Below are 23102 nucleotides of genomic sequence, written 5' to 3' on the forward strand. Positions count from 1 at the left end.
CTCCAGCGAGTGGTCGACGCGCCGCTACCTCGACATGTCCCGACTCGGTGAGAACGTACACGAAGCGAACTGATCATCGTCACAGGGACGGGCGAGAACCAAAGTGCGCAAGAAATCGGGCACTACCCTTCGTCACACAGTGGTGAAACATCTCGCCATGTGTCGAAACATAACGAGCCGTAATCTTAAAGCAACTTCCAGCTGCAGAGGAAGATTCAACAAGGCAACAGCCGGCGGACGGCAAGATTACGAAATTACTATCCATCGGCAAGGCATCACATGGACAGTAAGGAGTGCATCATGATGACCGAACGAATGACGAATCTGTACAACGCGCTGATCAACCGCTACTTCGCCACCTGCCGCGCATGGATGGCGGAGCGTCTCGCCGAACTGTCAAGCCACGCCGACGAGCGTGACCTATTCGCGTTCTGGTACCCGCGCCGCGCCTCGCTGATCGCCTGACGGCGGCACGCGGCTTCACCCGGACCCATACGCCCGGATGAAGCCGCGGCACAGCGCGCGAACCGGGCGAAACGCGGGGTCTGAACGCTTCGATATCCTGTACGTCAACAGGCGAGACAGGAGGCCATATGGCAGACGCAAACGGCAGAAGCATCGCAATCGTGACCGGCAGTGCGCTGGGACTGGGCTACGAGTTGACCAGAAGGCTCGTAGAAGCCGGCTGGTTCGTGGCCGGCATCGACTTCAACGAGGCCCGTCAGCTCGAGCTCGCCAAGGAATTCCCCGCGGAGTCGTACCGTGGCTTCGTCGGCGACGTGTCCGACGAGATCTTCGTCAAGCAGTCGATCGCCGAGATCGCCAAGGTCGGCCACATCGACCTGCTCATCAACAACGCCGGCCAGCCCTCGTTCAAGGCGCCCGTCGAATACGAGGCCGCGGACGTGGACAAGTGCCTCAAAGGCCTCAAGGGCATGATCCTGTGGTCGGTCGAAACCCTCAAGGCGGCCGCCGAACACAACCTCAAGATTGCGAACGTGATGAGCACGGCCGCCACGCGCGGCAACGCCAACGAATCCGTCTACTGCGCCACCAAGTGGGGCGAGAAAGGCTACACGCAGAGCCTCAAGGCCGCCTACAAGGGCACCAGCGTGAAGGTCGTCGGCGTGTACCCGGGCGGCATCGACACGTCGTTCTACCGCGACAGCCACGACTACGTCTCCGAGGAGAAGCAGCACACGTTCATGGATCCGGGCGAACTCGCCTCGGTGATCCTGTTCAACCTCGTCAACTCGGCGAACCTCACCGTATCCGACATCCTCATCGAACGCAACTACGTGTGATCGGCGGCCGGGAAGCAGGCTTCGTCACGATGCCATAACGATATGACAACGGCGGTTGCCGTACCGGGAATGTCCGGTACAGCCACCGCCGTTGCTGCGTTGCGTCTGTAGTTGGCGACCACTCTCAGTCTCGCTCCGCGAGCCAGCTCCCGCCGGCGGGAGCGGATTGCGTCCCGCCAGCGGGAGCGAGTTCGCCGACTTGGCCCCCTCAGTGGATGGGCTGTCGTGCGTTCGTGCCGAACGTGGCAGGCGCAGTCACTTGGCCCCCTCGGTGGAGGGGGCTGTCAGCGCAGCTGACTGGGGAGCGCCACCCGCTTTGGCCGCGAGCCAACTCGGCGAGCGTGCCTTACCGCCTGCGGCGGCGGAGCATGAGCGCAGCCCCTGCGGCCGCCAGCATCATCGCGGACATCACAGCCACCGCCACATCCGCACCGGTCTTCGACAGGCCGCCTGACTGGTCGTCGCCGCCGCCGTTGGCCTTCCGCAGTGCGGCGATGGCCTTGTCCAGCTGCTTCACGGCGGCATCCACGTCACTCTGCGTGGCGTTCGCATCGTTGAGCACGGTCTGGGCTTCGGCGATGGCAGATCGCAGCGCGGCTGCGGACTTCGCCGTGTAGCCGCTCGGGTCGATGGCCTTCGCCTTGGCGATGGTCGCGCTCAGTACGCTCTTATCCACGCTCGCGCTCGGCTTGTCCGGGTCGGGCTTGTCCGGGTCGGGCTTGTCCGGGTCGGGCTTATCTGGATCCGGCTTGTCGGGGTCGGGCGTCTGCGCCGCCTCGAGACCGGTGACCGCCTTGCGCAGCGCGTCCAGCGCGGCGTCCACGTCGGCCTGCGTGGCATCCGGGTCGGCAAGCACGCGCTTCGCCTCGGCCAGCGCCGCCGCGAACACGCTCCACGACTGCGTGGTGTAGTCGGACTCCTTAAGCGCCGCGGCAGCGTCGACCGCGTTGCGCAACGCCGTCGTATCCTTGTCGGGGCGCGACTGCAGCCCGTCGATCGCCGTGTGCAGATTGGCCGCGGCGAGCGCCACGTCGTACGCGTCCGCGTCGGCGTTGTCCAGAACCTTGCGCGCCGCGGCGAGCTTGGCCGTCAGCGTCGTCCAAGAATCGGCCGTGTAATCGCCCTCGTTCAGCGCGCCGGCCTCTTCGACCAGCTCCTGCAACGACGACTTGTCGACAGTGATCGGAGTGGTGCCGACCTCGCGGTTCGTCGTGATGCGCAGTTCCGCGGCGGAGACGAACCGGTTCTCCTGGGCGGTGCTCTGCCCGGCCGTCTGCAGTGCGGTGAGCGTCACGGCGACGACGTTATCCACGGGGTCGAACGTAGCTTTCTGCCATGCGGTCGTCGTGGAGAATTCGCCGGATTCGACCACGGTTTTGGTCGAGCCGTCGGCCAGCGTCAGATCGATGCGGTACCGCTTGATCTTGCCGTTCGCGTTGGCGGCTCCCGGCCGGGGCAGGTAGCGCATGCCGTTGATGGTGGTCGGCTTGGCCAGGTTGAACCGGTACCAGGCCTTGCCGTCGGCGATGGCGTTGTCGCTGTAGCCGGTGTGCCAGCGGGTCTGCGCGTCACCGTCCTGCGCGAGTTCGGCCGGGCCTTCCGAAGCGCCTCCCTGCGTCGCCTCCGCGCTGCCGGCGCTCACCGTGTAGCCGCCGAGCTGGTCGGAGCCGTCGCGGCGCACGTCCCACGCGTCGTCGGAGGCGTCGCCGGTCGCGTCGGCCATGTAGGCGAGCAGCGCGACGGCGTGGTTGTAGGCGGCGGTGTAGTCGGCGTCGCCGGCGTCGTCCTTGTCGACGAGCGCGCGGATTTCGGCGAGTTCATTGACGTACACGCGCCATGCGGCCGCGCCGTATTCCGCCTGACGTCCGTCATACGTGTCGCGCAGCTCCTTGATCTTCGCCTCGGCCTCGGCCTTGGTGTGTGAGGCGGACGCCACATGCTCGACGGTCACGTCGTCGACGATGAGGTCGCGGTACCCGCCGAGGTTCGCCGCATAGCCGCCCACGCCCTGCGTGTCGGCAGCCGTCGACGTCGAGTAGAGGCCGAACCAGCTGTTGCCGCTGGAGGAGCCGGTGATCTCGAATTCGGCGGTCTTCGTCTCGCCGAGCGCCTTGCCGAGCTCGGTCAGCTTCACCCGGCTGGCGTCGAACTCGCCGTCGCCGACGGCGATTGCGTACGTGCCGGCAGAACCGGACTGGTACGTGAACGTCACCTTATACGTTTCGCCTGGCTCGAAGCGCACGTTCTGCGGGATCGTCTGCACGAGCAGCGTGTTCTTCTGTGTCAGGCCGTGCACCTTGAGCGACCACTTGCCGTCGAGCACGTCGTCCATGCGTTTGGTCTCCCAGCCGGCCTGCGTGAACGGGGCGTGCAGTTCGGACAGGTGGATGCGGTTGTCCTCCACGCCTTCGGATCCGGAGACCACGAATGGCCAGAGGCCCTGAGCGTTGTGCTCGAAGCCGTTGGAGAGCTTCCTGAGCGAGCCGTCAGCGTTGTACTGCGCCCCGTCGTAGGCGTTCTCCAGGATGCGCACATCGTCGAAGTACGCGTGTGCGTCCGCAGTCGTGGACGTGTCGGCGAGCGACATGGTCACGGTCGCGGTGCCGCTGTCGGGCGCGGTGAACCAGACATACATGTTCTGGAAGTAGCTGCCTGCGACGCCGTTCTCGACCACGGTGTTCGTGTTGTGCGCGTACGCCTTGACGTAGTTCTTCGCGATGGACCGTCCGGTGTGGTTCTCGGCGAGGACGGCCGACCCGTCCGTCACCGTCACCTTCGCTGTGCCGTCGGTCCGGTTGTCGACGCCGAGGTACACGGCGTAGCGTTTGCCGGCGGTCAGTCCGGTCATCCGCTGGGACACCTTGACAGAGCCGGTCAGCCGCAGCACGGCGTTGCTGTCGCCGATGACCTCGGCCTTGCCGGAGCCGGCAACGGTCCAGTTGTCCTTGAGCGTCGCGGCGCCGCCGTTGAAGCCGGCGTCCGTGACGTGCATGCCGGTGCTCCACGTGACCTTGATCTGCTTGGCCGCGCCGCGGTACACCACGTACGGGGTCTGTGCGTCGGCCGTGAGCGTGACCTTGCCGTCGGTGACCTTGACGGTCTTCTCGTCGGTCTTGCCCTGGTCGGTCAGCTGGTAGACCTTGACGGACTTGAGGTTCGCCCAGTCGTCGGGCAGCGTCCACGTGGTCTCGCCGCCGACCGTGTTCCAGTGGTAGAGCTTCTCGGCGTCGGCTTCGACTCGCTTGCCGGTCGTCGCGTCCCACAGCCAGGGGATGAGATACGATTCGGTGCCCGTGCCGCTGCCGTCGCCGGGCTCCACCGAACCGGACGCCACGACCTTGCCGTTGAGCGTGATCGTGCGGTCGCGGTAGCCGGCGTCGGCGGTGTTGTTGGAGCCGCGCTTGAGGACCACCGTGTTGCCGGAGTCGTCCTTGAGCGTGATCTGCTCGTTGCCGTTGTTGATGGAGGCGTCCTGCACGGAGGTGGAGTCGAGCGGGGAGTTGACCCACTGCGTCACCTTGAAGTGCTGGATGAACTTGGTGGACACGTCATGCGTGTACAGGTTCTCGATGTAGGCGGCGTAGTCGTTGCGGCCCTGCCAGCCCTCGAAGTCCTTCATGCTGTAGCCGCCGAGCAGCGGGGCGTTCGCGGCGCCGCCGAACGACGGCCAGTCGCCCGTCCAGCTGTCCTTCTGATGGTTGCGCAGGAATCGCATCACCTGCGAGTTCTGCCCCTTGTTCGCCGCGCCGCCATAGCCTAGGTCCATCGACCAATGCTGGAACGTGGCGTCGTTCTCGAGCGCGGCGCCGTATTCGGTGCCGACCGCCCAGCCGTTGCCGTTGATCGTGCGCACGAGCCGCTGCGTCTGCCATGAATCCTCGTCGCCGGACGTGCCGGAACCCCAGATGTCCACATACACGAAGTCCAGGCCGTCGCCGACCTTGCCCTTCAGCGTGGCGAACCGCTGCTCGCGCATGCCGGAGGCGAGGTCGTACACGCCGTTGATGCCGACCGCCTGGTCAATCCAATCCCAGCCGTACCGCAGCGAGCCGCCGGAACGGTTCACCATGTCCTCGCTGAACGCCTTGGCCTCCGGGTACATCTCGGACGCGTTCACGTGGATGCCGAACCGCGCCCCGTACTTGGCGCCCTCGCTCATCAACGTGTTCATGTCCGCGGCGCCGCCGGCGCGCGTGTTGATATCGCCGTAATCAGGGTGCGCCGAATCATGGCCCTCGTTGCCGTAGCCCTTGAGCAGCACGGACTGACCGAGGCCATCCGTGCTCAGAGCCACCTTCTTGACGTTGTCCAGCGTGGTGAGGAACGGGTTCTGCGCCTGCGAGCCGAAGTTCATGGCGATGCGCCACGCCACGCGCTCCGGCGTCTCGTCGGCCTTGTACGGGTTGTTCATGATGCTGCGGTAGGCGATCGCGCCGTCCTGCCAGTTGACCGCGCCGTCCCCGTTCTCGTCGCCGGCGATGGCCACGGAGAGCTTCGGGTTCTCTTCCTGATCGATCGTGTACCGTGCGCCGTTCGTGTCGCTCACCGTGCGATGCCAGTACCAGGGTGCGCTGGCCAAGCCCAGCGACGTGGCGCCCGCGACCTTCTCGGTGGTGGCGTAGACGCGCGTGTTCCGGCTGCCGCCGCTGACGGTCGCCTGCACGGTGCGCCCGTCATGCTCCGAATTGGACCACAGTCCGGCGCTCAGGCCGCCGCCCGAGACGAACGCATACATGTAGTCGCGGTCCGTCATCGACGTGGCCGTGGTGACGGCGAGGTTCTCGTCGCCGACCTTCGACACGTCGGTCGACATGACGCTGCCGGTGAACTGCGGGTCGGACTGGTCGGAACGCACGGCGACCAGGCTCTGGTTCGGGAAGGCGATCGTCTCGACGGCGTGCTCCTCGACGTTCGCCGTCGTCTTGTCGTCCGTCATATGGTTGACGACCTTCGTCACCTCGAGGCTCAGCGTGTTCGCCTTGACGGCCATGACCACGGTGATTGTCGCGTCGATGCCCTTGGCCTCATCCTTGGCGTGCAGCGTGTATTCGGCTGCGGCGTCGCCGGTCTTGCGGAACGTCACGTCGTCGTCCGTCAGCTCGATGGCCGTGCCGTTGACCGCCACCGTGCGCACATCCTTCGTCTGGCCGTGCATGACCTTGCCGTCAAGCTTCTTCATCGTATAGTCGAGCACCGAGGGGAACGCGGTCCTCACCCGCACGTCCATGTCGGCGGAGGAGAGGGTCTTCGTCTCGATCTCGGCGGCCTTGTTCAGCGTGATCCGCGCATCCAGCGTGACGTCGCCGCCGTTGACGGTGACCTCGCGCGTCGCGTCCTCGTAGCCGTCCTTCGACACGGTCAGCGTGTAGGTGCCGTTGCGAAGTCCCGTGAGCGAGAACGCGCCGTCCGCGCCGGTGCGCGCGGTCAGGGACCCCGCGGATACGGTCGCGTCGGCCACGGCCTTGCCGTCCACGTCGACGACCATGCCGGTCACCGCATATTCGGACGTGTCGGCCACGGGGAAGTCGCGGATGTACATGTCGGTCGTGTCGCCGGTCTCCTTAAGCGAGCCGGCTTTCATCGCCACGGTCCCGCTCAGGTTGTCCATCGCGGCGTAGTCCACGTCGAACGCCTTCGCGCCGTCGACGCTGAGCGTCGCCGTCGTGCCGGTCCAGGTGATGTCCACGTCCGCCTTCACGCCGGCGCCGGGCGCCGCGGTCCTCGTGCCGGACAGCCATTCGCCGTCGCCGCCGGCGTACTTCTGCCAGAACCAGCCTTCCGTGTCATAGCCGATGAACAGGCCGTCGCCGGGACCGCGATAGCCGAGATAGAACCCGAAACGGTTCTTGGTCGCCTCCTGCGGCGACACGATGGTGGCGTGCAGCGACCCCGGCTTCGTGAAGTCGAACGTGCCGTCGTACACGGCGATCGCCGGATACTGGTTGTCGGCGGTCGGATTGCCGGCGGCGTTGCCGTTCGCCGCGGTGGACTTGAAATGCGTCCAGCTGACGTACGCGCCGGAACCGGCCTCGAGGGTCTCGCCGCCCTGCACCGTCGCGGGGTCAAGGCTCCAGCCGTTGACGGCGGCGTCCGCGGTCGTCGTGCCGGTGCCGGCTGTCACGGCCGTGGTTGCGGCGGACGGCCTTGCCGCTGCGGCCTGCGTGGCTCCTACGGGGCCCAGCAGACCGAACGACAGGGCGACTGCCAGCGACGCCGCAAGCCATCGTCGCGGTCGTGGGGAATTGGGGTTCATGATGGTCTTCCGCTCTCATCCTCATCGTTGAGTGTGCGTGCCGGTGATGAGCCACGGCGCGCATGGATTGCATTCACCATATCATCAGGGCACGGCGTCCACGACATGCCCTATAGTGAATGGCCATGCGATAGAAGTATCGTCCGTTCATCTTGGCTTGAGATGAATTCCATCCGGTTCCGCGGGTGAAGTGTATCTTCTCCCCGGCGACTGGAGGAATTGATAAGTCAAGAGTGAACGAATGGAGTATCGCATTCATGCACAATCATGCAAACTCTGCTTTCGGATCGACGGCTGCATACGTGACGTCTGCGCAAATGGCGTCCGGCCACGGCTTGCGAGGAATCCGAGTCAACTGTTCGGCGCTCGCCGAACGGCTGCGGGCGGAATGCCGCACCTGCTCCGTCACCGATACCGGCGCCGGCCTCATCGTGACCGACTCGCGCAGTCCATATCTCAAGGTCTACGTGCGGGACGACGGCATGGTCCGCTCCCGCTGGGAGTATCCGGCGCCCGACCGGCGCGGACGGATCCGCGGGCTTCGCAACGATGATGTCGACGCGATCATGGGCATGGGGAGGACGTTCGAGCTTCCCGGGTTCATGCTCGACGGCGCTGCCGGCGAAGGCGCCGTACCCGACGGCACCGTACTCGACTGCACCGTGGAACACCAGACGATACGGCTTCGGCTGCATCTCAACCGGCAGGCGCTGCGCCTCGCCCCGCACCAGGTGCATGCCGGCGTCCGTCTCGCCCGCCTCATCAACGTGGCGGACGAACGGTACGACGTATGGCGGGCATACCGGCATCTCGTCCAGGACGTGATCGATGACGGCGGCGTGCAGCGGCTGTTCTCCGGCGCGCCCGGACGCTACCTGCAGACGCTCGTGGACGCCATCGCCTCGCACGCCGGGCTCAGCCTGATCGCCGCGCTCATCGTCGACGAGACGGTCCGCCTTGTCGACGGCGCGCAACACGGTCAGCCCTCAGCCGACCGGCATCTTCGGTATGTCGTGGAGGACGTGGACTATGACGAGACCACTTGCGCGCACCAGCTCGCCGAACTGCTGCGCACCGCGGTCGAGCGCATCGAGCGGACTGCCGCAAGGCCGGACCCTGCGCGCATCCGCGCCATGCGGGCGTTGCTGACCGGAATCGTCAACCGGCTTCCCGACAGCGCTCTGCAGGCGGCGGGCGTCACCCGTGGCCTGTACGGGCATGTGCTCATACTGATCAGCTGGTGGCTGGGCGACGATCCCGCCCGACTCGCCGACGCGGCGCTGAGACTCGAACTCGCGACGGCGACGCGCGGAAACGACGCCTCATGCGGTGACCTGGCCGAAGCCCTGAGGCTTTCGGGAGGGACGAGCATCTGCACGCGGGCCGTGCGCAACGCCATCCCCGGATGGCGGGCCTCCGCCGCGAAGCAGGCCATCGCGGCGAAACGTGCCGCTGCCGCGGCGTCGGCCGCGCAAGACGTCAACGGCACCGTCCCGGGTGACGTCCTCACGATCCGATGACGACATGAACCAACGGACATGAACCAACAGGAGGGGTGGTCCCGTACGCGTGAAACCGCGTTCGAGGCCACCCCTCGCGCGTATTCGGCCGTCGGCAACGGGCCATGCGGCACTGGTCATGCGCCCTGCGCACTGTATCAACGCACGTGTAGGGTGACGGGTATGCCGATTACCAGAACGATAGACAACGCGAAGGCCGAACGGGTGCGCAGGGTCGCCGACCTCGCCAGCCGCAGAAGCCGCGAGCGGTACGGCCGCTTCCTCATCGAAGGGCCGCAGGCGGTGCGCGAAGCCGTCTCATGCCGTCCCGACACGGTGCTCGACCTGTATGCCGAGATCAGGGACATGGAAGATGGCGTCCCGCATGACGACGCCACGCCGCCCCGGTTCGCGAATGACACGATCGCGGCCATCGTCTCGCGCGCCGAACAAGAGGGCGTCTACGTGCACCCCGCCACCGCGGCGGTGATGCGGCGCATCAGCCCCGACTGCCAGGGGATCGCGGCGGTCGGCGACCTCGAGAGGATGCAGACCGACGTGCAGGACGTACGGTTCGGCGAACGCCCCCTCGTCGCCGCGTTCTGGCAGGTGCGCGACCCCGGCAACGCGGGAACGGTCATCCGCGCTGCCGACGCCGCCGGCTGCGACGCGGTGATCCTGCTGGACGACTGCGTCGACGTGTTCAACCCCAAGGTCATCCGCTCCACCGCGGGATCCCTGTTCCACATCCCCGTGGTCGCCATGGACGTCGCCGCGTTCTTCTCGTGGACCGGCGACAACGGACTCGCGACCGTCGCCGCCGACGTGTACGGCGTGGACGGCAAGGCGCCCGTCGAGCTGCCCCAGGCGCTCGCGGACAGGGATTTCATCCGCCGTTCCAAGGCCGTGGTGTTCGGCAACGAGGCGCGCGGCCTGGAGCCTGGATTGCTGCGCCGCTGCGACTCGATGGTCCGCGTGCCGCTGTACGGGAAAGCCGAGTCGCTCAACCTTGCGACCAGTGCCGCGGTGCTGCTGATGAGTCTGGCTATGTCGAGCCATATAGAGAAAATGTGAACTCGGTAAAACGCTAGGGATGATATGATTTCGGCGCACGACAACCGGGTATGTGCACAACAACCGGGTATGTAAAGGATGAAAGGGTTCTCGTGGCAGACAATGCTCTCTTCGATGCCCAGGCAGTGACCGATGCGGTCGCCGAGGGCATCAGCAAGATTCAGAACGCCTCCAGTCTGGAGGAACTCAAGGCCATCAAGACGCAGTACGCCGGAGCCGAGTCGGCGATGACCCGGGCCAGCAAGGCCATCGGTTCGCTGCCCGCCGACCAGAAGAAGGACGCCGGCAAGCTCATGGGCAAGCTGCGCGCCGACTTCGGCCGCGCGTACGGCCCCAAGGAGACCGAGCTGAAGGCGCAGGAGGAGCAGCGTGCGCTCGCCGCCGAGACCGTCGACATGACGCTGCCGGTGAAGCGCCATCCGCTGGGCGCCCGCCACCCGCTCGCCAAGCTCATGGAGGACGTCGAGGACATGTTCATCTCCATGGGCTGGCAGATCTCCGCCGGCCCCGAAGTGGAGACCGAATGGTACGACTTCGACGCGCTCAACTTCGGCCCGGACCATCCGGCCCGCCAGATGCAGGACACCTTCTACGTGAAGGGCAACCAGGCCAAGGACGCCGCCGGCTTCGTCGGCTCGAACATGGTGCTGCGCACGCAGACGTCCTCCGACCAGGTGCGAGCGCTGCTCACGCGCGGCGTGCCGCTGTACATCGCCAGCCCGGGACGCGTGTTCCGCACCGACGAGCTCGACGCCACCCACACCCCGGTGTTCCACCAGTGCGAGGCCCTGGCCGTCGACAAGCACCTGACCATGGCCGACCTCAAGGGCGTGCTCGACAAGCTCGCCGTCACCATGTTCGGCCCCGAGGCGAAGACCCGCCTGCGCCCGAGCTACTTCCCGTTCACCGAGCCGAGCGCCGAGCTCGACCTGTGGTTCCCCGACAAGAAGGGCGGTGCGGGCTGGCTCGAATGGGGCGGCTGCGGCATGGTCAACCCGAACGTGCTCAAGTCCGCGGGCATCGACCCGGAGGAGTACACCGGCTTCGCGTTCGGCGTGGGCATGGAGCGCACGCTGCTGCTGCGTTCCGATATCAACGACATGCACGATCTCGTCGAGGGCGACGTGCGATTCAGCGAACAGTTTGTGATGGGGGAGTGATTGACCCATGCCTATGGTTGACATTGATTGGCTCAAGGAACACGTCGAGGTCCCTGCCGACCTCACGTACGAGCAGCTGGCCAAGGACCTCGTCCGAGTCGGCCTCGAGGAGGAGGAGATCCACTCCTCCCAGGTGACCGGACCGATCGTCGTCGGCTACGTGCTCGACGCCACGCCGGAGCCGCAGAAGAACGGCAAGACCATCAACTGGTGCCATGTGGACGTCGGCGAGTACAACGTCGTCGACGAGAACGGCAAGAAGGTACCGCGCGGCATCGTGTGCGGCGCCCCGAACATGGCCGCCGGCGAGAAGGTCGTCGTCACCCTGCCCGGCGCCGTGCTGCCCGGCGACTTCAAGATCGAGCCGCGCAAGACGTACGGCCACATCTCCGAAGGCATGTGCGCCTCCGAGCGCGAACTCGGCCTCGGCGACGACCACAACGGCATCATCCTGCTGCGCGAATACGGCTTCACCCCCGAGGAGTACAAGGCGCTCAAGCCCGGCCAGGACGCCATGCACCTGCTGCACCTCGACCAGCCGATCCTGGAGATCAACATCACCCCGGACCGCGGCTACGCGTTCTCGTACCGCGGCGTCGCGCGCGAATACCACCACTCCACCGGCGCGCCGTTCGTCGATCCGGTCGTCGAACTCGACAAGCGCGCCCCCAAGTCGCCTGCAGCCGAATCCGGCGTCGCCAGCGACATCGAGGTGATCGTGGACGACAACAACCCGATCCACGGCGTCGCCGGATGCGACCGTTACGTCGCCCGCGCCGTCCACGGGTTCGACCCGTCGTCGCACACGCCCAACTGGATGCGTCGCCGCCTCATCCGCGCCGGCATGCGCTCCCTCTCGCTCGCCGTCGACGTCACCAACTACGTGATGCTCGACCTCGGCCAGCCGATGCACGCCTACGACCTCGACAAGATCGAAGGACCGATCGTCGTGCGCCGCGCGAACGCCGGCGAGAAGCTCACCACCCTGGACGGCAAGAACCACGACCTGAGCCCCGAGGACCTGCTCATCACCGACTCTCCGAACGGCCAGCGCGGCTCGCGCATCCTCGGCATCGCCGGCGTCATGGGCGGCCTGTACGGCGAGGTGACCGCCGAGACGAAGAACATCCTGCTGGAGGCCGCGCACTTCGACTCCGTTTCGATCGCGCGTTCCGCCCGCCGCCACAAGATCCCCTCCGAGGCGTCCCGTCGTTTCGAGCGCGGCGTCGACACGCAACTGCAGCCGGCCGCCGCGCAGATGGCCGCCGAACTGCTGACCAAGTACGGCAACGGCGAACCCAGCGAGCACCCCACCGACTACAACACCACGACGTTCCGCCGTCCGATTCACTTCAAGGCCAGCGAAGTGGCCCGCGTGGCCGGTCTTGACGTGGATGTCGACCGCATCAGCGACATCCTCACCGACGTCGGCTGCCGTGTCGCCGGCGGCGGCAACGGCGAGTTCTCCGTCTCCGCGCCGACGTGGCGCCCCGACCTCAACCAGCCGTGCGATCTGGTCGAAGAGGTCGCCCGACTGGTCGGCTACGACGAGATCCCCGTCACCGTGCCGCCGGCACCGGTCAAGGGCGCGGTCGGTCTGACCCCGGACCAGCGCCGTCGCCGTTGGGTCGCGGACACGCTCGCGGAATACGGCATGGTCGAATCGCTCAGCTACCCGTTCGTCGGCGACGAGGACTTCAAGGCCTTCGCCTACGATCCCGAGGCGATCAAGCCGGTCAGCGTCGAGATCGCCAACCCGCTCGCCGGCGACCGTCCCTACCTGCGCCGCGACATCCTGCCCACGCTCGCCACCACCGTGCAGCGCAACCTGCGCCGCGGTCTGGAGAACGTCAGCCTGTACGAACTCGGCCACGTGTACCTGTGGGATCCGAACGCGCCCGCCATCCCGGCGCTGCCCGGCGGCGTGCGCCCCACCGACGAGCAGCTCAAGGCGCTCGACGTCGGCCTGCCCGACCAGCCGCTGCACGTCGCCGGCCTGCTGACCGGCAATGCCGTGGACTCCGGCTGGCTCGGCGAGCGTCGCGCCGTCGACTGGAGCGACGCGGTCGAAGCGGTGCGCAGGATCTGCGACCGACTCGGCGCCAAGTATGCGCTCGTGCAGCCCGCCGCCGATCAGGTCCCCGCACAGTGGCATCCCGGCCGCGCCGCCCAGGTCGTGGCCGACGGCAAGGCGGTCGGCTTCGTCGGCGAACTGCATCCGCACGTCAACGAGGCGCTCGGCCTGCCCTCCCATTCGGCCGCGTTCGAGCTCAACCTCACCGACCTGTTCGCCACGCTGGACGGCAAGCCGGTCCAGGCCAAGCCGATCTCCACGTTCCCGCCGGTCAAGCAGGACCTCGCGTTCACCGTCGACGACACGGTGACCGCCGACGAGCTGGAATCGGTCGTGCGCGAAGCCGCAGGCGACAACCTCGAATCCATCGACCTGTTCGACGTGTTCACCGGCGAACAGGTGGGCGAGGGCAAGAAGTCGCTGGCGTTCGCCGTCACCTTCCGTTCGCCGTCCAAGACGCTCACCGCCGAGGACAGCGAAGCCATCCGCAAGGCCATCGTCGACAAGGCCGCGCAGATCGGCGCACAGCTGCGCGCCTGAGCGCGCAGGCCAGACCCGTAAACGCAGCGAACAAAGGAGCAATCCATGACAGAGCCGCAACCACAGCCGCAGTCACCTGATGGGGAATCAAGGGACTCCCGGCAGGTTGCGGCTCCGCTGCAGGGCCAGCCGGTCAATCAGCCGGAATACGGGCAGCGGGTCGAACCCGAGTATGGCGCCCGCGCCGACGAATTCCCGCAAGGCTACGACCCGTACCTGTATGGGCATCCGGACGACGGCAACGCGCCCGGCCAAGTCGCAAGCCAGCAGGCCGCCGTGCCGGCGCTTGGCGGGGGTCAGGGGTATCCCGGGTATGCCGGGAGTCAGCCCGGGCAGTATCCTCCGGCACAGCAGTTCGGTGGTCCGGCGCAAGGGGGATACCCCGGCTTCGGCCAGCCGCAAGGCCCGGGCAACGGCGGCAGCCAGGACGGGCCGCATTACTTCCACGGCATCAACCTCGACGATCCTCAGCAGAACCCGATTTACGGGCACTGGGATTTCTACGCGATCTTCGCGTTCGTCTTCTCCATCCTCTTCGCCATGCCGGTGCTTCCGGCGCTGATCGGCGGTCTCGCCATCTGGCGCACCCGGCGTTTCCACACCAAGGGCGTGGGGCTCGCCATCGCTGCGGTGGTCATCAACGTCCTGTCCACGATCACGGTGGTCTGGCTGATGATGCACGGCATCTCAGCCGATGAGTTCTATCAGATGATGATGAACATGATCCAGTCGGGAGGCACCGGCGGGACTGGCGGCAGCGGGGACAGTACCATCTCCGCCTGACCGCGGGAGCTGCGTGTGCCCGGATGCCGACTGCCGCGGGCAGATGAGCGGGTGCTGACCGCGGAACAGGCGGCGACACGCGTCAACCCAATGCATATTATGCAATGTACTGTATAACATGTATACTCTTGCTCTAGTTTCGTTCGCGAGAAAAGAGCATGATATGGCGAAATACACCGTAGCCGTGGCGGGAGCCACGGGATATGCCGGAGGGGAGGCGTTGCGGATTCTCGCCGCCCGCCCCGATTTCGAGGTGACCTGCGTGACCGGCCATTCCTCGGTTGGCGACCGTCTGGGCAAGCATATGCCGCATATCCCGCAGCTGGCCGACCTGGTGGTCGAAGACACCACCGCGGATGTCCTCAACGGTCATGACGTCGTGGTGCTGGCCCTGCCGCACGGCGCTTCAGGCAAGCTCGCCTCCCAGCTCGACCCCGACACGGTCGTCGTGGACCTCGGCGCCGACCACCGTCTTGAGGAACGCTCCGCATGGGATGCCTTCTACGGCGGCGACTTCTACGAGCATTGGACCTACGGTATGCCGGAGCTCATCATCGGCAAGGCCGACGGCGAGTACGTGCGGCAGCGGGGCAACCTTGCCGGGGTGAAGCGCATCGCCGGGCCGGGCTGCAACGTGACCGCCACCACGCTGGCCATGCAGCCGGCCGTCGCCGAAGGCCTCATCGATGTCAGGGACATCGTCGCCGATCTGGTCGTTGGATACTCCGGCGCGGGCAAGAGCCTCAAGAGGACCAACCTGCTCGCCGCAGAAGCGTTCGGCTCCGCCCTGCCATACGGAGTCGGCGGCACGCACCGGCACATTCCGGAGATCCTGCAGAACTTCGCCCATGCGGCGGGGGGCAACGGGGCGGACGCATCCAGGTTCAGCCTCGGATTCACCCCGATCCTGGCTCCGATGGCCCGAGGCATCCTCGCCACGGTGAGCGCGCGCATGAGCGACAAGGCGTTGGCCATGAGCGACGACGACATCCGACAGGTCTGGCTGAACGCCTACGCCGGGCAGGAATTCATGGTCATGCTGCCGCAGGGCGTGCTGCCGGCCACGGCGAACGTCGTCGGATCGAACGCGGCGCACATCCAGGTCGTCACCGACCGCAACGCCGGTCGTCTGATCGCCTTTGCGGCCATCGACAACCTGAACCGTGGCACCGCCGGTCAGGCCGTGCAGTCGTTGAACATCGCATTGGGACTCCCTGAGGATCAGGGACTGACGAAGATTGGAGTCGCGCCGTGAGCGTCACATTTGCCAAAGGATTCACCGCAGCGGGCATCGCGGCGGGCATCTCGTCCGTCGAGGGGAAGAAGGACCTCGCACTGGTCGTCAACAACGGCCCGCTCGACGCGGCCGCCGGCGTGTTCACGTCGAACCGCTTTTGCGCCGCACCCGTGCAGTGGTCGCGCAAACAGGTCGCCGACGGTCACATCAAGGCTGTGATCCTCAACTCCGGCGGTGCGAACGCCTGCACCGGCGAAGCCGGATACGAGCAGTCGAAGGCAACCGCCGAGACCGTCGCCGGGCTGGTCGGCGCCAAGGCGGAGGACATCGCCGTATGCTCCACCGGCCTGATCGGCGAACTGCTGCCGCTCGACCACGTGCTCGCCGGCGCGAAGCAGGCGTACGCCGCTCTCGCCGACACCGACGAAGCGGGAGCCGACGCCTCGCACGCCATCATGACGACCGATACGAAGCCGAAGACCGTCACCCTGGAAAGCGCAGCCGGCTGGCGCATCGGCGGCATGGTCAAGGGCTCGGGCATGATCGCCCCGCAGCTGGCCACCATGCTGTGCGTCATCACGACCGACGCGGTCGTGAGCGCAGGCCAGATGCAGGCCGCGCTGAACGCCGCCGCCGACCTGTCGTTCAACCGCATCGACGTTGACGGATGCATGTCCACCAACGACACGGTGCTGCTGCTCGCCTCCGGCGCGTCCGGCATCGAGCCCGACGCCGACGAGTTCAACGAGACCGTCGCCAAGGCCTGCGCCTCGCTCGCCCGCCAGATCATCGGCGACGGCGAAGGGGCTAGCCACGACATCCGCATCACCGTGACCGGCGCCACCACCGAGGACGCCGCACTGGCCTGCGGCCGCGCGGTCGCAGCCTCCAACCTGCTCAAGTGCGCGATCAGCGGCAACGACCCCAACTGGGGCCGCATCGTCTCCTCGCTGGGCACTGTGCCGGAGGACGTCGCGCCGTACGACGCGAACAAGGTCACCGTCGATGTCAACGGTGTGCGCATCTGCGAGAACGGAGGCGCCGGACGCGACCGCAGCGAGGTCGACATGACCCCGCGCGAAGTGCACATCGACATCGACCTCAACGCCGGTGACGCGCAGGCCACCGTATGGACCGATGACCTCACCCACGAATACGTCCATATCAACGCCGACTACGAAAGCTGAACAACGCGTATGGCAACTGAACTGAAAGGACCCGGATTCCATTTCGACGTGCACACCGATCTGCGCGCCGACCAGAAGGCGGAAGTGCTCATCGAAGCCCTGCCTTGGCTCGAGGAGTTCGCGGGCCAGCGCATCGTCGTCAAATACGGCGGCAACGCCATGGTCGACGAGCACCTCAAGCAGTGCTTCGCCGAAGACATGGTCTTCCTCCGTCAGGTGGGGCTCCACCCCGTCGTCGTGCACGGGGGAGGCCCGCAGATCTCCCACATGCTCAAGGCACTGGGCATCAAATCCGAGTTCAAAGGCGGTCTGAGGGTCACCACGCCCGAAGCCATGGACGTCGTGCGCATGGTGCTCACCGGCAAGGTGTCCCGCGAGCTTGTAGGCCTCATCAACGCGCACGGCCCGTTCGCGGTCGGACTGTCCGGCGAGGACGGCGCCCTGTTCTCCGCCATGCAGCGCAAGCCCATCATCGACGGCAAGCCCACCGACATCGGACTGGTCGGCGATGTGGTCAGCGTCGACGCCTCCGCGGTCGAAGACCTCATCAGCGCCGGACGCATCCCCGTCGTCTCCTCCGTCGCGCCGAACGAGGACGACGCCACAGAGGTGCTCAACGTCAACGCCGATTCCGCGGCGGCGGCGCTGGCGGCGGCCTTGGGCGCCCGCAAGCTCATCATCCTCACCGACGTCGACGGCCTGTACGCCGACTGGCCCGACCGCAATTCGCTGATCGGCCGCATCGGAGTGGAGAACCTGCGCGACATGCTGCCCGATCTGGAGACCGGCATGAGGCCGAAGATGGAGGCATGCGTGCGCGCTATCGACGGCGGCGTTCCGCAGGCCCACATCATCGACGGGCGCAAGCCGCATTCCATTCTGAACGAGATTTTCACCACCGCCGGCATCGGCACCATGGTCGTGCCCGAGGACGGCATTGAAATGAGGAGTTCCTATGTCTACTGAAGAGACGATCGGCCCCAAGGACTCGCAATGGCTGGGTGAGTACTCGCAGGTCCACATGAACGTGTTCGGCACGCCGCTTCGCGTGCTCGACCACGGCAAGGGCGTGCGCGTGTGGGACATCGACGGCAACGAGTACCTCGACTTCCTCGCCGGCATCGCCGTCAACTCGCTGGGCTACGCCCACCCCGCTTGGGTGAAGGCCGTCAGCGAGCAGGCGGCCAAGTGCGCGCACGTGAGCAACTACTTCGCCACCGAGCCGCAGATCGAGCTCGCCGCCAAGCTCATCAAGCTGGCCGGCGCACCCGAAGGATCCCACGTGTACTTCGGCAACTCGGGCGCCGAAGGCAACGAGGCGGCGCTCAAGCTCGCCAAGCTGTACGGCCGCACGCTCGCCGGCGCGCTGCCGGCCATCGGCGGCAAGCCAGCCCGCATCCTGGCGCTCACCCACGGATTCCATGGGCGCACGATGGGCGCCCTGTCGGCGACGTGGAAGCCCGCGATCCGCAAGCAGTACGAGCCGCTCGTGCCCAACATCGAGTTCGTGCGCGCAGGGGACCCGTTCTCCCTGTACGAGGCGTTCTCGGAGACCGGACTCGGCCAGTACGGCAAAGGCCCCGTCGCGGCCGTCATCCTCGAGCTTATCCAGGGCGAGGCCGGCGTGAGGCCGCTGCCCGTCGACTACGTGAAGAAGGTGCGCGAGCTGTGCGACATCAACCACGCGCTGCTCATCATCGACGAGGTGCAGACCGGCATCGGCCGCACCGGCGCATGGTTCGCCTTCCAGCGTGAGGACCTCACCGGAGGCGTCAAGCCCGATATGGTCACCTTCGCCAAGGGCGTGGCCGGCGGCTTCCCCATGGGAGGCATGATCGCGTTCGGCTCCAAGCTGTCCGCGCTGTTCACGCCTGGCTCTCATGGCTCGACGTTCGCAGGCAACCCGCTCGGCGCTGCCGCCGCGCTTGCGACGCTCGGCGTCATCGAGCAGGACCATCTCGTCGAGAACGCCGAGGCGCGTGGCCAGCAGCTGCGCGACGCCGTCATGGCATGCGGCAACCCGCTGTTCAAGTCCGTCCGCGGCCGTGGCCTGCTCAACGCCATCGAACTGGCTCACCCGTGCTCCCACGCGGCCATGAACTGGGCGCTCGAGCACGGGCTCATCGTCAACGCCGTCGCGCCCGACGCGCTGCGTCTCGCCCCGCCGCTCATCGTCAGCGAACAGGACATCGACGATGCGGTGGCCATCCTCAAGCAGATCCCGGGTGACCTGCCCAACGACTGAACCCTAGGCCGCGGCCATAACGGCAATCACGGCACACCAACGGAAACGTAAGGAGAACAACATGACCGGCCAGCTGCGTCACATGCTTCGTGACGACGACATCAGTCATGACGAGCAGAAGCAGATCCTCGAACTCGGCATGAAATTCAGCGAGAACCGCTTCTACCGACAGCCGTTCGCCGGCCCTCAGGCCGTGGCTGTCCTCTTCGACAAGCCGTCCACCCGCACGCGCTCCAGCTTCTCGATCGGCGTCGCCGAGCTCGGCGGATATCCGCTGGTCATCGACAAGTCCGGCTCCCAGCTGGGCCGCGGCGAGCCGGTCGCCGACACCGCCCGCGTGCTCACCCGCATGGCGTACGGCATTGTGTGGCGCACCTTCGGCCAGGACCGCGTCGAGGAGATGGCCAAGTACGCCACCTGCCCGGTCGTGAACGCGCTGACCGACGAGTTCCACCCCTGCCAGGTGCTCGCCGACTTCCTCACCATCGCGCAGCATCGCGGCGGCGTCGACGCGCTGGCCGGCAAGACCATCGCCTACGTCGGCGACGCGGCCAACAACATGTCCAACTCCTACCTGCTGGCAGGCGCGACCGCCGGCATGCACGTGCGTGTCGCCGGACCGCTCGGCTACCTGCCCGACTCGCGGATCGTGGCCGACGCCAAGCGCATCGCCGAGCAGACCGGCGGCTCCATACTCGTCACCACCGACCCCAAGGAGGCCGTGGCCGACGCCGACTGCGTGTTCACCGACACCTGGGTCTCCATGGGCGAGGAATCCGAATACGCCATCCGATCCAAGCCGTTCTGGGATTATCAGGTCAACGACAAGCTCATGTCCTACGCCAAGCCAGACGCGCTGTTCCAGCACTGCCTGCCCGCGTACCGCGGCAAGGAGGTCACCGCCTCGGTCATCGACGGGCCGCAGTCCGTGGTCTGGGATGAGGCGGAGAACCGGCTCCACGCCCAGAAGGCGCTGCTCACCTGGCTGATCGGCAAGCAGCGCGGGGACGAGACCCTGCTTGCATAGAGCCGCCGTCATGAATGGTTCAGGATCATCCGTGCAACGTCCCGCCACACGAGCCGCGCGTCTGAGCGTCATCGAGAAGATGCTGCTCAGCCATGTCATCACCTCACAGTCTCAGCTGTCCGGACTGCTCTCCGATGAAGGCATCGACGTGACGCAGGCGACGCTCAGCCGCGACCTCGATGAGATCAACGCGATGAAGACCCGGCTCGCCGACGGCACGATCGCCTACACCGTCGGCGACCATCCGGGTCGCGAGACCGCGGAGACCGGCATCAGCACGAAAATGGAGCAGCAGATGTCCCGCGTGTTGTCGGGACTGGTCACCTCGGTGGCTGCGGCCAAGAACCTCATCGTCGTGCATACGCCGTCAGGCGCCGCGCAATACGTGGCCAGCGTCATCGACAAGCAGCCCATCGACGGCGTGCTGGGCACCATCGCCGGCGACGACACCGTCATGATCGTCTGCAGGGACGACGAGCTGGCCGAAGCCCGCGCGGACTGGCTGCTCGCCGTCGCATCCAAGTGACGTGCCGCCCGGACAGTGCGCCGGGCGCGTCACATGGTCGTGCAACACGCCGTACGCCACTATTGTGCATAAATATACAGACCTCTGTATATACTTGCATCAGCTTTGTTCTTCAGAAAGGGCATTCCATGGCAGATAACAACCGCATCGTACTCGCATATTCGGGCGGCCTCGACACGTCGGTCGCTATTCCGTACCTCAAGGAGCGCACCGGCAAGGATGTCGTCGCCGTTTCCCTCGACGTCGGCCAGGGCGGCGAAAGCCTTGAGACCATCAAGCAGCGCGCTCTCGCCTGTGGTGCCGTCGAAGCCTACGTGGTCGACGCCCGCAACGAGTTCGCCGAGGAATACTGCATGAAGGCCCTCAAGGCCAACGCCATGTACGAGGGCGTGTACCCGCTGGTCTCCGCCATCTCGCGCCCGCTCATCTCCAAGCACCTTGTGCGCGCCGCCCACCAGTTCGGCGCCGACACCATCTCGCACGGCTGCACCGGCAAGGGCAACGATCAGGTCCGCTTCGAGGTGTCCATCGCCTCCATCGACCCGACGCTCAAGGCCATCAGCCCGATTCGTGACCTTGCGCTCACTCGTGACGTGGAGATCGCGTTCGCCAAGGAGCACAAGCTGCCGATCACGCAGACCGAGAAGAGCCCGTACTCCATCGACCAGAACGTGTGGGGCCGCGCCATCGAGACCGGCTTCCTCGAGGATCCGTGGAACGGCCCGACCAAGGACTGCTACGCCTACACCGACGACCCGGCGTTCCCGCCGGTCGAGGATGAGGTCGTCATCGAGTTCAAGCAGGGCGTGCCCGTCAAGATCGACGGCCGCGACGTCACCCCGCTGCAGGCCATCGAGGAGATGAACCGCCGCGCCGGCGCCCAGGGCATCGGCCGCATCGACCTCATCGAGGACCGTCTCGTCGGCATCAAGTCCCGCGAGCTCTACGAGGCCCCGGGCGCCGTGGCGCTCATCACCGCGCACCAGGAGCTCGAGAACTGCTGCCTCGAGCGCGAGCAGCACCGCATCAAGCGCGACATCGACAAGCGCTGGGGCGAGCTGGTCTACGATGCGCAGTGGTTCTCCCCGGCCACCCAGTCGCTCAGCGCCTTCATCGAGGACACGCAGAAGTACGTCTCCGGCGAGATTCGCATGGTGCTGCATGGCGGCCGCGCCGTCGTCACCGGTCGTCGCTCCGACAGCTCACTGTACGACTACAACCTCGCCACCTATGATTCCGGCGACAGCTTCGATTCGAAGTCGTCCAACGGCTTCATCGACATCTACGGCCTGCCGAGCCGTGTCGCCGCCGCCCGCGACGTCAAGTTCGGCAACGGCATCGACGTGCCGAACAACACCGTGGAGTGAGACGGAAGATCTGGCGCGAAATGCCTCATAGGGATTTCCGTCTGACAGATTGCACGTCTGACTGACAGTACGAGGGGGATTGGTTGATAGCCGGTCCCTCTCGTCGTATCCAAACGTCAGCGATGGGCGTTGATCCACAGGATGGCGAGCTGGGTGCGGTTGGCCAGTCCGAGCTTGTCAAGCGTGCTGCTGACCCGGTTGCGCACGGTTCCCTCGCCTAGATACAGCCTGTGGGCGATTTCACGGTTGTCAAGCCCCTCGGCGACCAATGCGGCGACCTCCCGCTCCCGCTCGTTCAGCATCGACTCCACCGTCGCGGCATCATCGCCTGGTTGCCGGTAGTGCTCCGGCATGTCGTCGCGCGATGGGGAGGCGGCATCAGACGCGTGCCCGTTCATACTGTGCCCGTTCATACTGTTCGTGAGCGTGCCGAGCACTTCGGAGCCCAGTACCACTTGACCGGCCATGACCGCCTGAATCGCCGGTCCAACGGCCGTGACGTCCTGCTTGATGAGGTATCCTCTGGCGCCCAACGCCATCGCCTGCGTGATGTACGCGCGGTCGGCGAACGTGGTGAGGAACAAGATGCGCGCCGCAGGATCGCGTTCCAGAATCTCACGTGTGGCATCAAGGCCGTCGCGTCCGGGCATTTGGATGTCGATGAGCAGCACATCCGGGCGATTGTCGGGCGTGTCGAAATACCGTGTGACCGCCTCATCGCCGTCATTCGCCGTCCAGAGCACCTCTGCCGCACCCGTAGCGGTCATTATGGTCTCCAACGACTGGCAGACGATCGGATCGTCGTCGACTATCGCAATGGTCATGA

Annotated in this window: 16 protein-coding genes; 14 read left to right on the forward strand and 2 right to left on the reverse strand. The window is 66.2% G+C overall.

All coding sequences use genetic code 11. The annotated features are described in order from the left end of the window. The first annotated feature begins 300 nt into the window (after positions 1–300). Positions 301–465: a hypothetical protein gene (locus F7D09_RS11060; protein ID WP_193312287.1), complete on the forward strand. Its 165-nt coding sequence runs from the start codon at positions 301–303 to the stop codon at positions 463–465. A 128-nt stretch (positions 466–593) separates the two neighbouring features. Further along, on the forward strand, positions 594–1304 hold the full coding sequence (locus tag F7D09_RS02415; protein WP_152233845.1) for an SDR family NAD(P)-dependent oxidoreductase: 711 nt from the start codon (positions 594–596) through the stop codon (positions 1302–1304). Positions 1305–1650: 346 nt separating this feature from the next. On the opposite strand, the gene F7D09_RS02420 is transcribed toward F7D09_RS02415, so the two are convergent. Next, positions 1651–7557, reverse strand: coding sequence for an endo-alpha-N-acetylgalactosaminidase family protein (locus F7D09_RS02420; RefSeq protein ID WP_152233846.1), 5907 nt, complete (start codon positions 7555–7557; stop codon positions 1651–1653). 302 nt (positions 7558–7859) lie between these two features. On the opposite strand from F7D09_RS02420, the gene F7D09_RS02425 reads away from it, so the two are divergent. The 12 genes from F7D09_RS02425 (at position 7860) to F7D09_RS02480 (ending at position 22276) form a co-directional block, all read left to right on the forward strand. Continuing rightward, the gene (locus F7D09_RS02425; RefSeq protein ID WP_152233847.1) at positions 7860–9077 is read left to right on the forward strand and encodes a hypothetical protein; all 1218 of its coding nucleotides are present in this window, start codon (positions 7860–7862) and stop codon (positions 9075–9077) included. 162 nt (positions 9078–9239) lie between these two features. Continuing rightward, positions 9240–10130, forward strand: a complete 891-nt coding sequence (locus tag F7D09_RS02430; protein WP_152233848.1) for a TrmH family RNA methyltransferase — start codon at positions 9240–9242, stop codon at positions 10128–10130. A gap of 92 nt (positions 10131–10222) precedes the next feature. Next, positions 10223–11290, forward strand: coding sequence for a phenylalanine--tRNA ligase subunit alpha (gene pheS, locus F7D09_RS02435; protein ID WP_152233849.1), 1068 nt, complete (start codon positions 10223–10225; stop codon positions 11288–11290). Positions 11291–11297: 7 nt separating this feature from the next. Further along, entirely contained in the window at positions 11298–13904 is a 2607-nt protein-coding gene (gene pheT, locus F7D09_RS02440; protein WP_152233850.1) for a phenylalanine--tRNA ligase subunit beta, read from the forward strand. Between the two features lie 45 nt (positions 13905–13949). Further along, complete coding sequence (locus tag F7D09_RS02445) at positions 13950–14687, forward strand: DUF4190 domain-containing protein (protein WP_152233851.1); 738 nt, start codon at positions 13950–13952, stop codon at positions 14685–14687. Between the two features lie 163 nt (positions 14688–14850). Continuing rightward, a complete protein-coding gene (gene argC / locus F7D09_RS02450) occupies positions 14851–15942 on the forward strand; it encodes an N-acetyl-gamma-glutamyl-phosphate reductase (RefSeq protein ID WP_152233852.1) in 1092 nt (363 codons plus the stop codon). Then, entirely contained in the window at positions 15939–17111 is a 1173-nt protein-coding gene (gene argJ, locus F7D09_RS02455) for a bifunctional glutamate N-acetyltransferase/amino-acid acetyltransferase ArgJ (protein ID WP_152233853.1), read from the forward strand. Before argC ends, argJ begins: the two co-directional genes overlap by 4 nt. A 9-nt stretch (positions 17112–17120) precedes the next feature. Next, positions 17121–18077, forward strand: a complete 957-nt coding sequence (gene argB, locus F7D09_RS02460) for an acetylglutamate kinase (RefSeq protein WP_152233854.1) — start codon at positions 17121–17123, stop codon at positions 18075–18077. Beyond that, positions 18067–19356 carry an acetylornithine transaminase gene (locus tag F7D09_RS02465; RefSeq protein ID WP_152233855.1) on the forward strand — a complete coding sequence of 430 codons (1290 nt, stop codon included), beginning with the start codon at positions 18067–18069 and terminating at the stop codon, positions 19354–19356. The genes argB and F7D09_RS02465 overlap by 11 nt, the downstream gene beginning before the upstream one ends. 61 nt (positions 19357–19417) lie before the next feature. Beyond that, the gene (argF, locus tag F7D09_RS02470) at positions 19418–20383 is read left to right on the forward strand and encodes an ornithine carbamoyltransferase (RefSeq protein ID WP_152233856.1); all 966 of its coding nucleotides are present in this window, start codon (positions 19418–19420) and stop codon (positions 20381–20383) included. 10 nt (positions 20384–20393) lie between these two features. Further along, entirely contained in the window at positions 20394–20909 is a 516-nt protein-coding gene (argR, locus tag F7D09_RS02475) for an arginine repressor (protein WP_152233857.1), read from the forward strand. Positions 20910–21037: 128 nt separating this feature from the next. Then, positions 21038–22276, forward strand: coding sequence for an argininosuccinate synthase (locus F7D09_RS02480; protein WP_152233858.1), 1239 nt, complete (start codon positions 21038–21040; stop codon positions 22274–22276). Between the two features lie 116 nt (positions 22277–22392). On the opposite strand, the gene F7D09_RS02485 is transcribed toward F7D09_RS02480, so the two are convergent. Beyond that, the gene (locus tag F7D09_RS02485; protein WP_193312288.1) at positions 22393–23100 is read right to left on the reverse strand and encodes a response regulator transcription factor; all 708 of its coding nucleotides are present in this window, start codon (positions 23098–23100) and stop codon (positions 22393–22395) included. Between the last annotated feature and the right edge of the window lie 2 nt (positions 23101–23102).

The sequence above is a fragment of the Bifidobacterium leontopitheci genome, from assembly GCF_009193355.1.
In the GTDB taxonomy this organism is placed as follows: domain Bacteria; phylum Actinomycetota; class Actinomycetes; order Actinomycetales; family Bifidobacteriaceae; genus Bifidobacterium; species Bifidobacterium leontopitheci.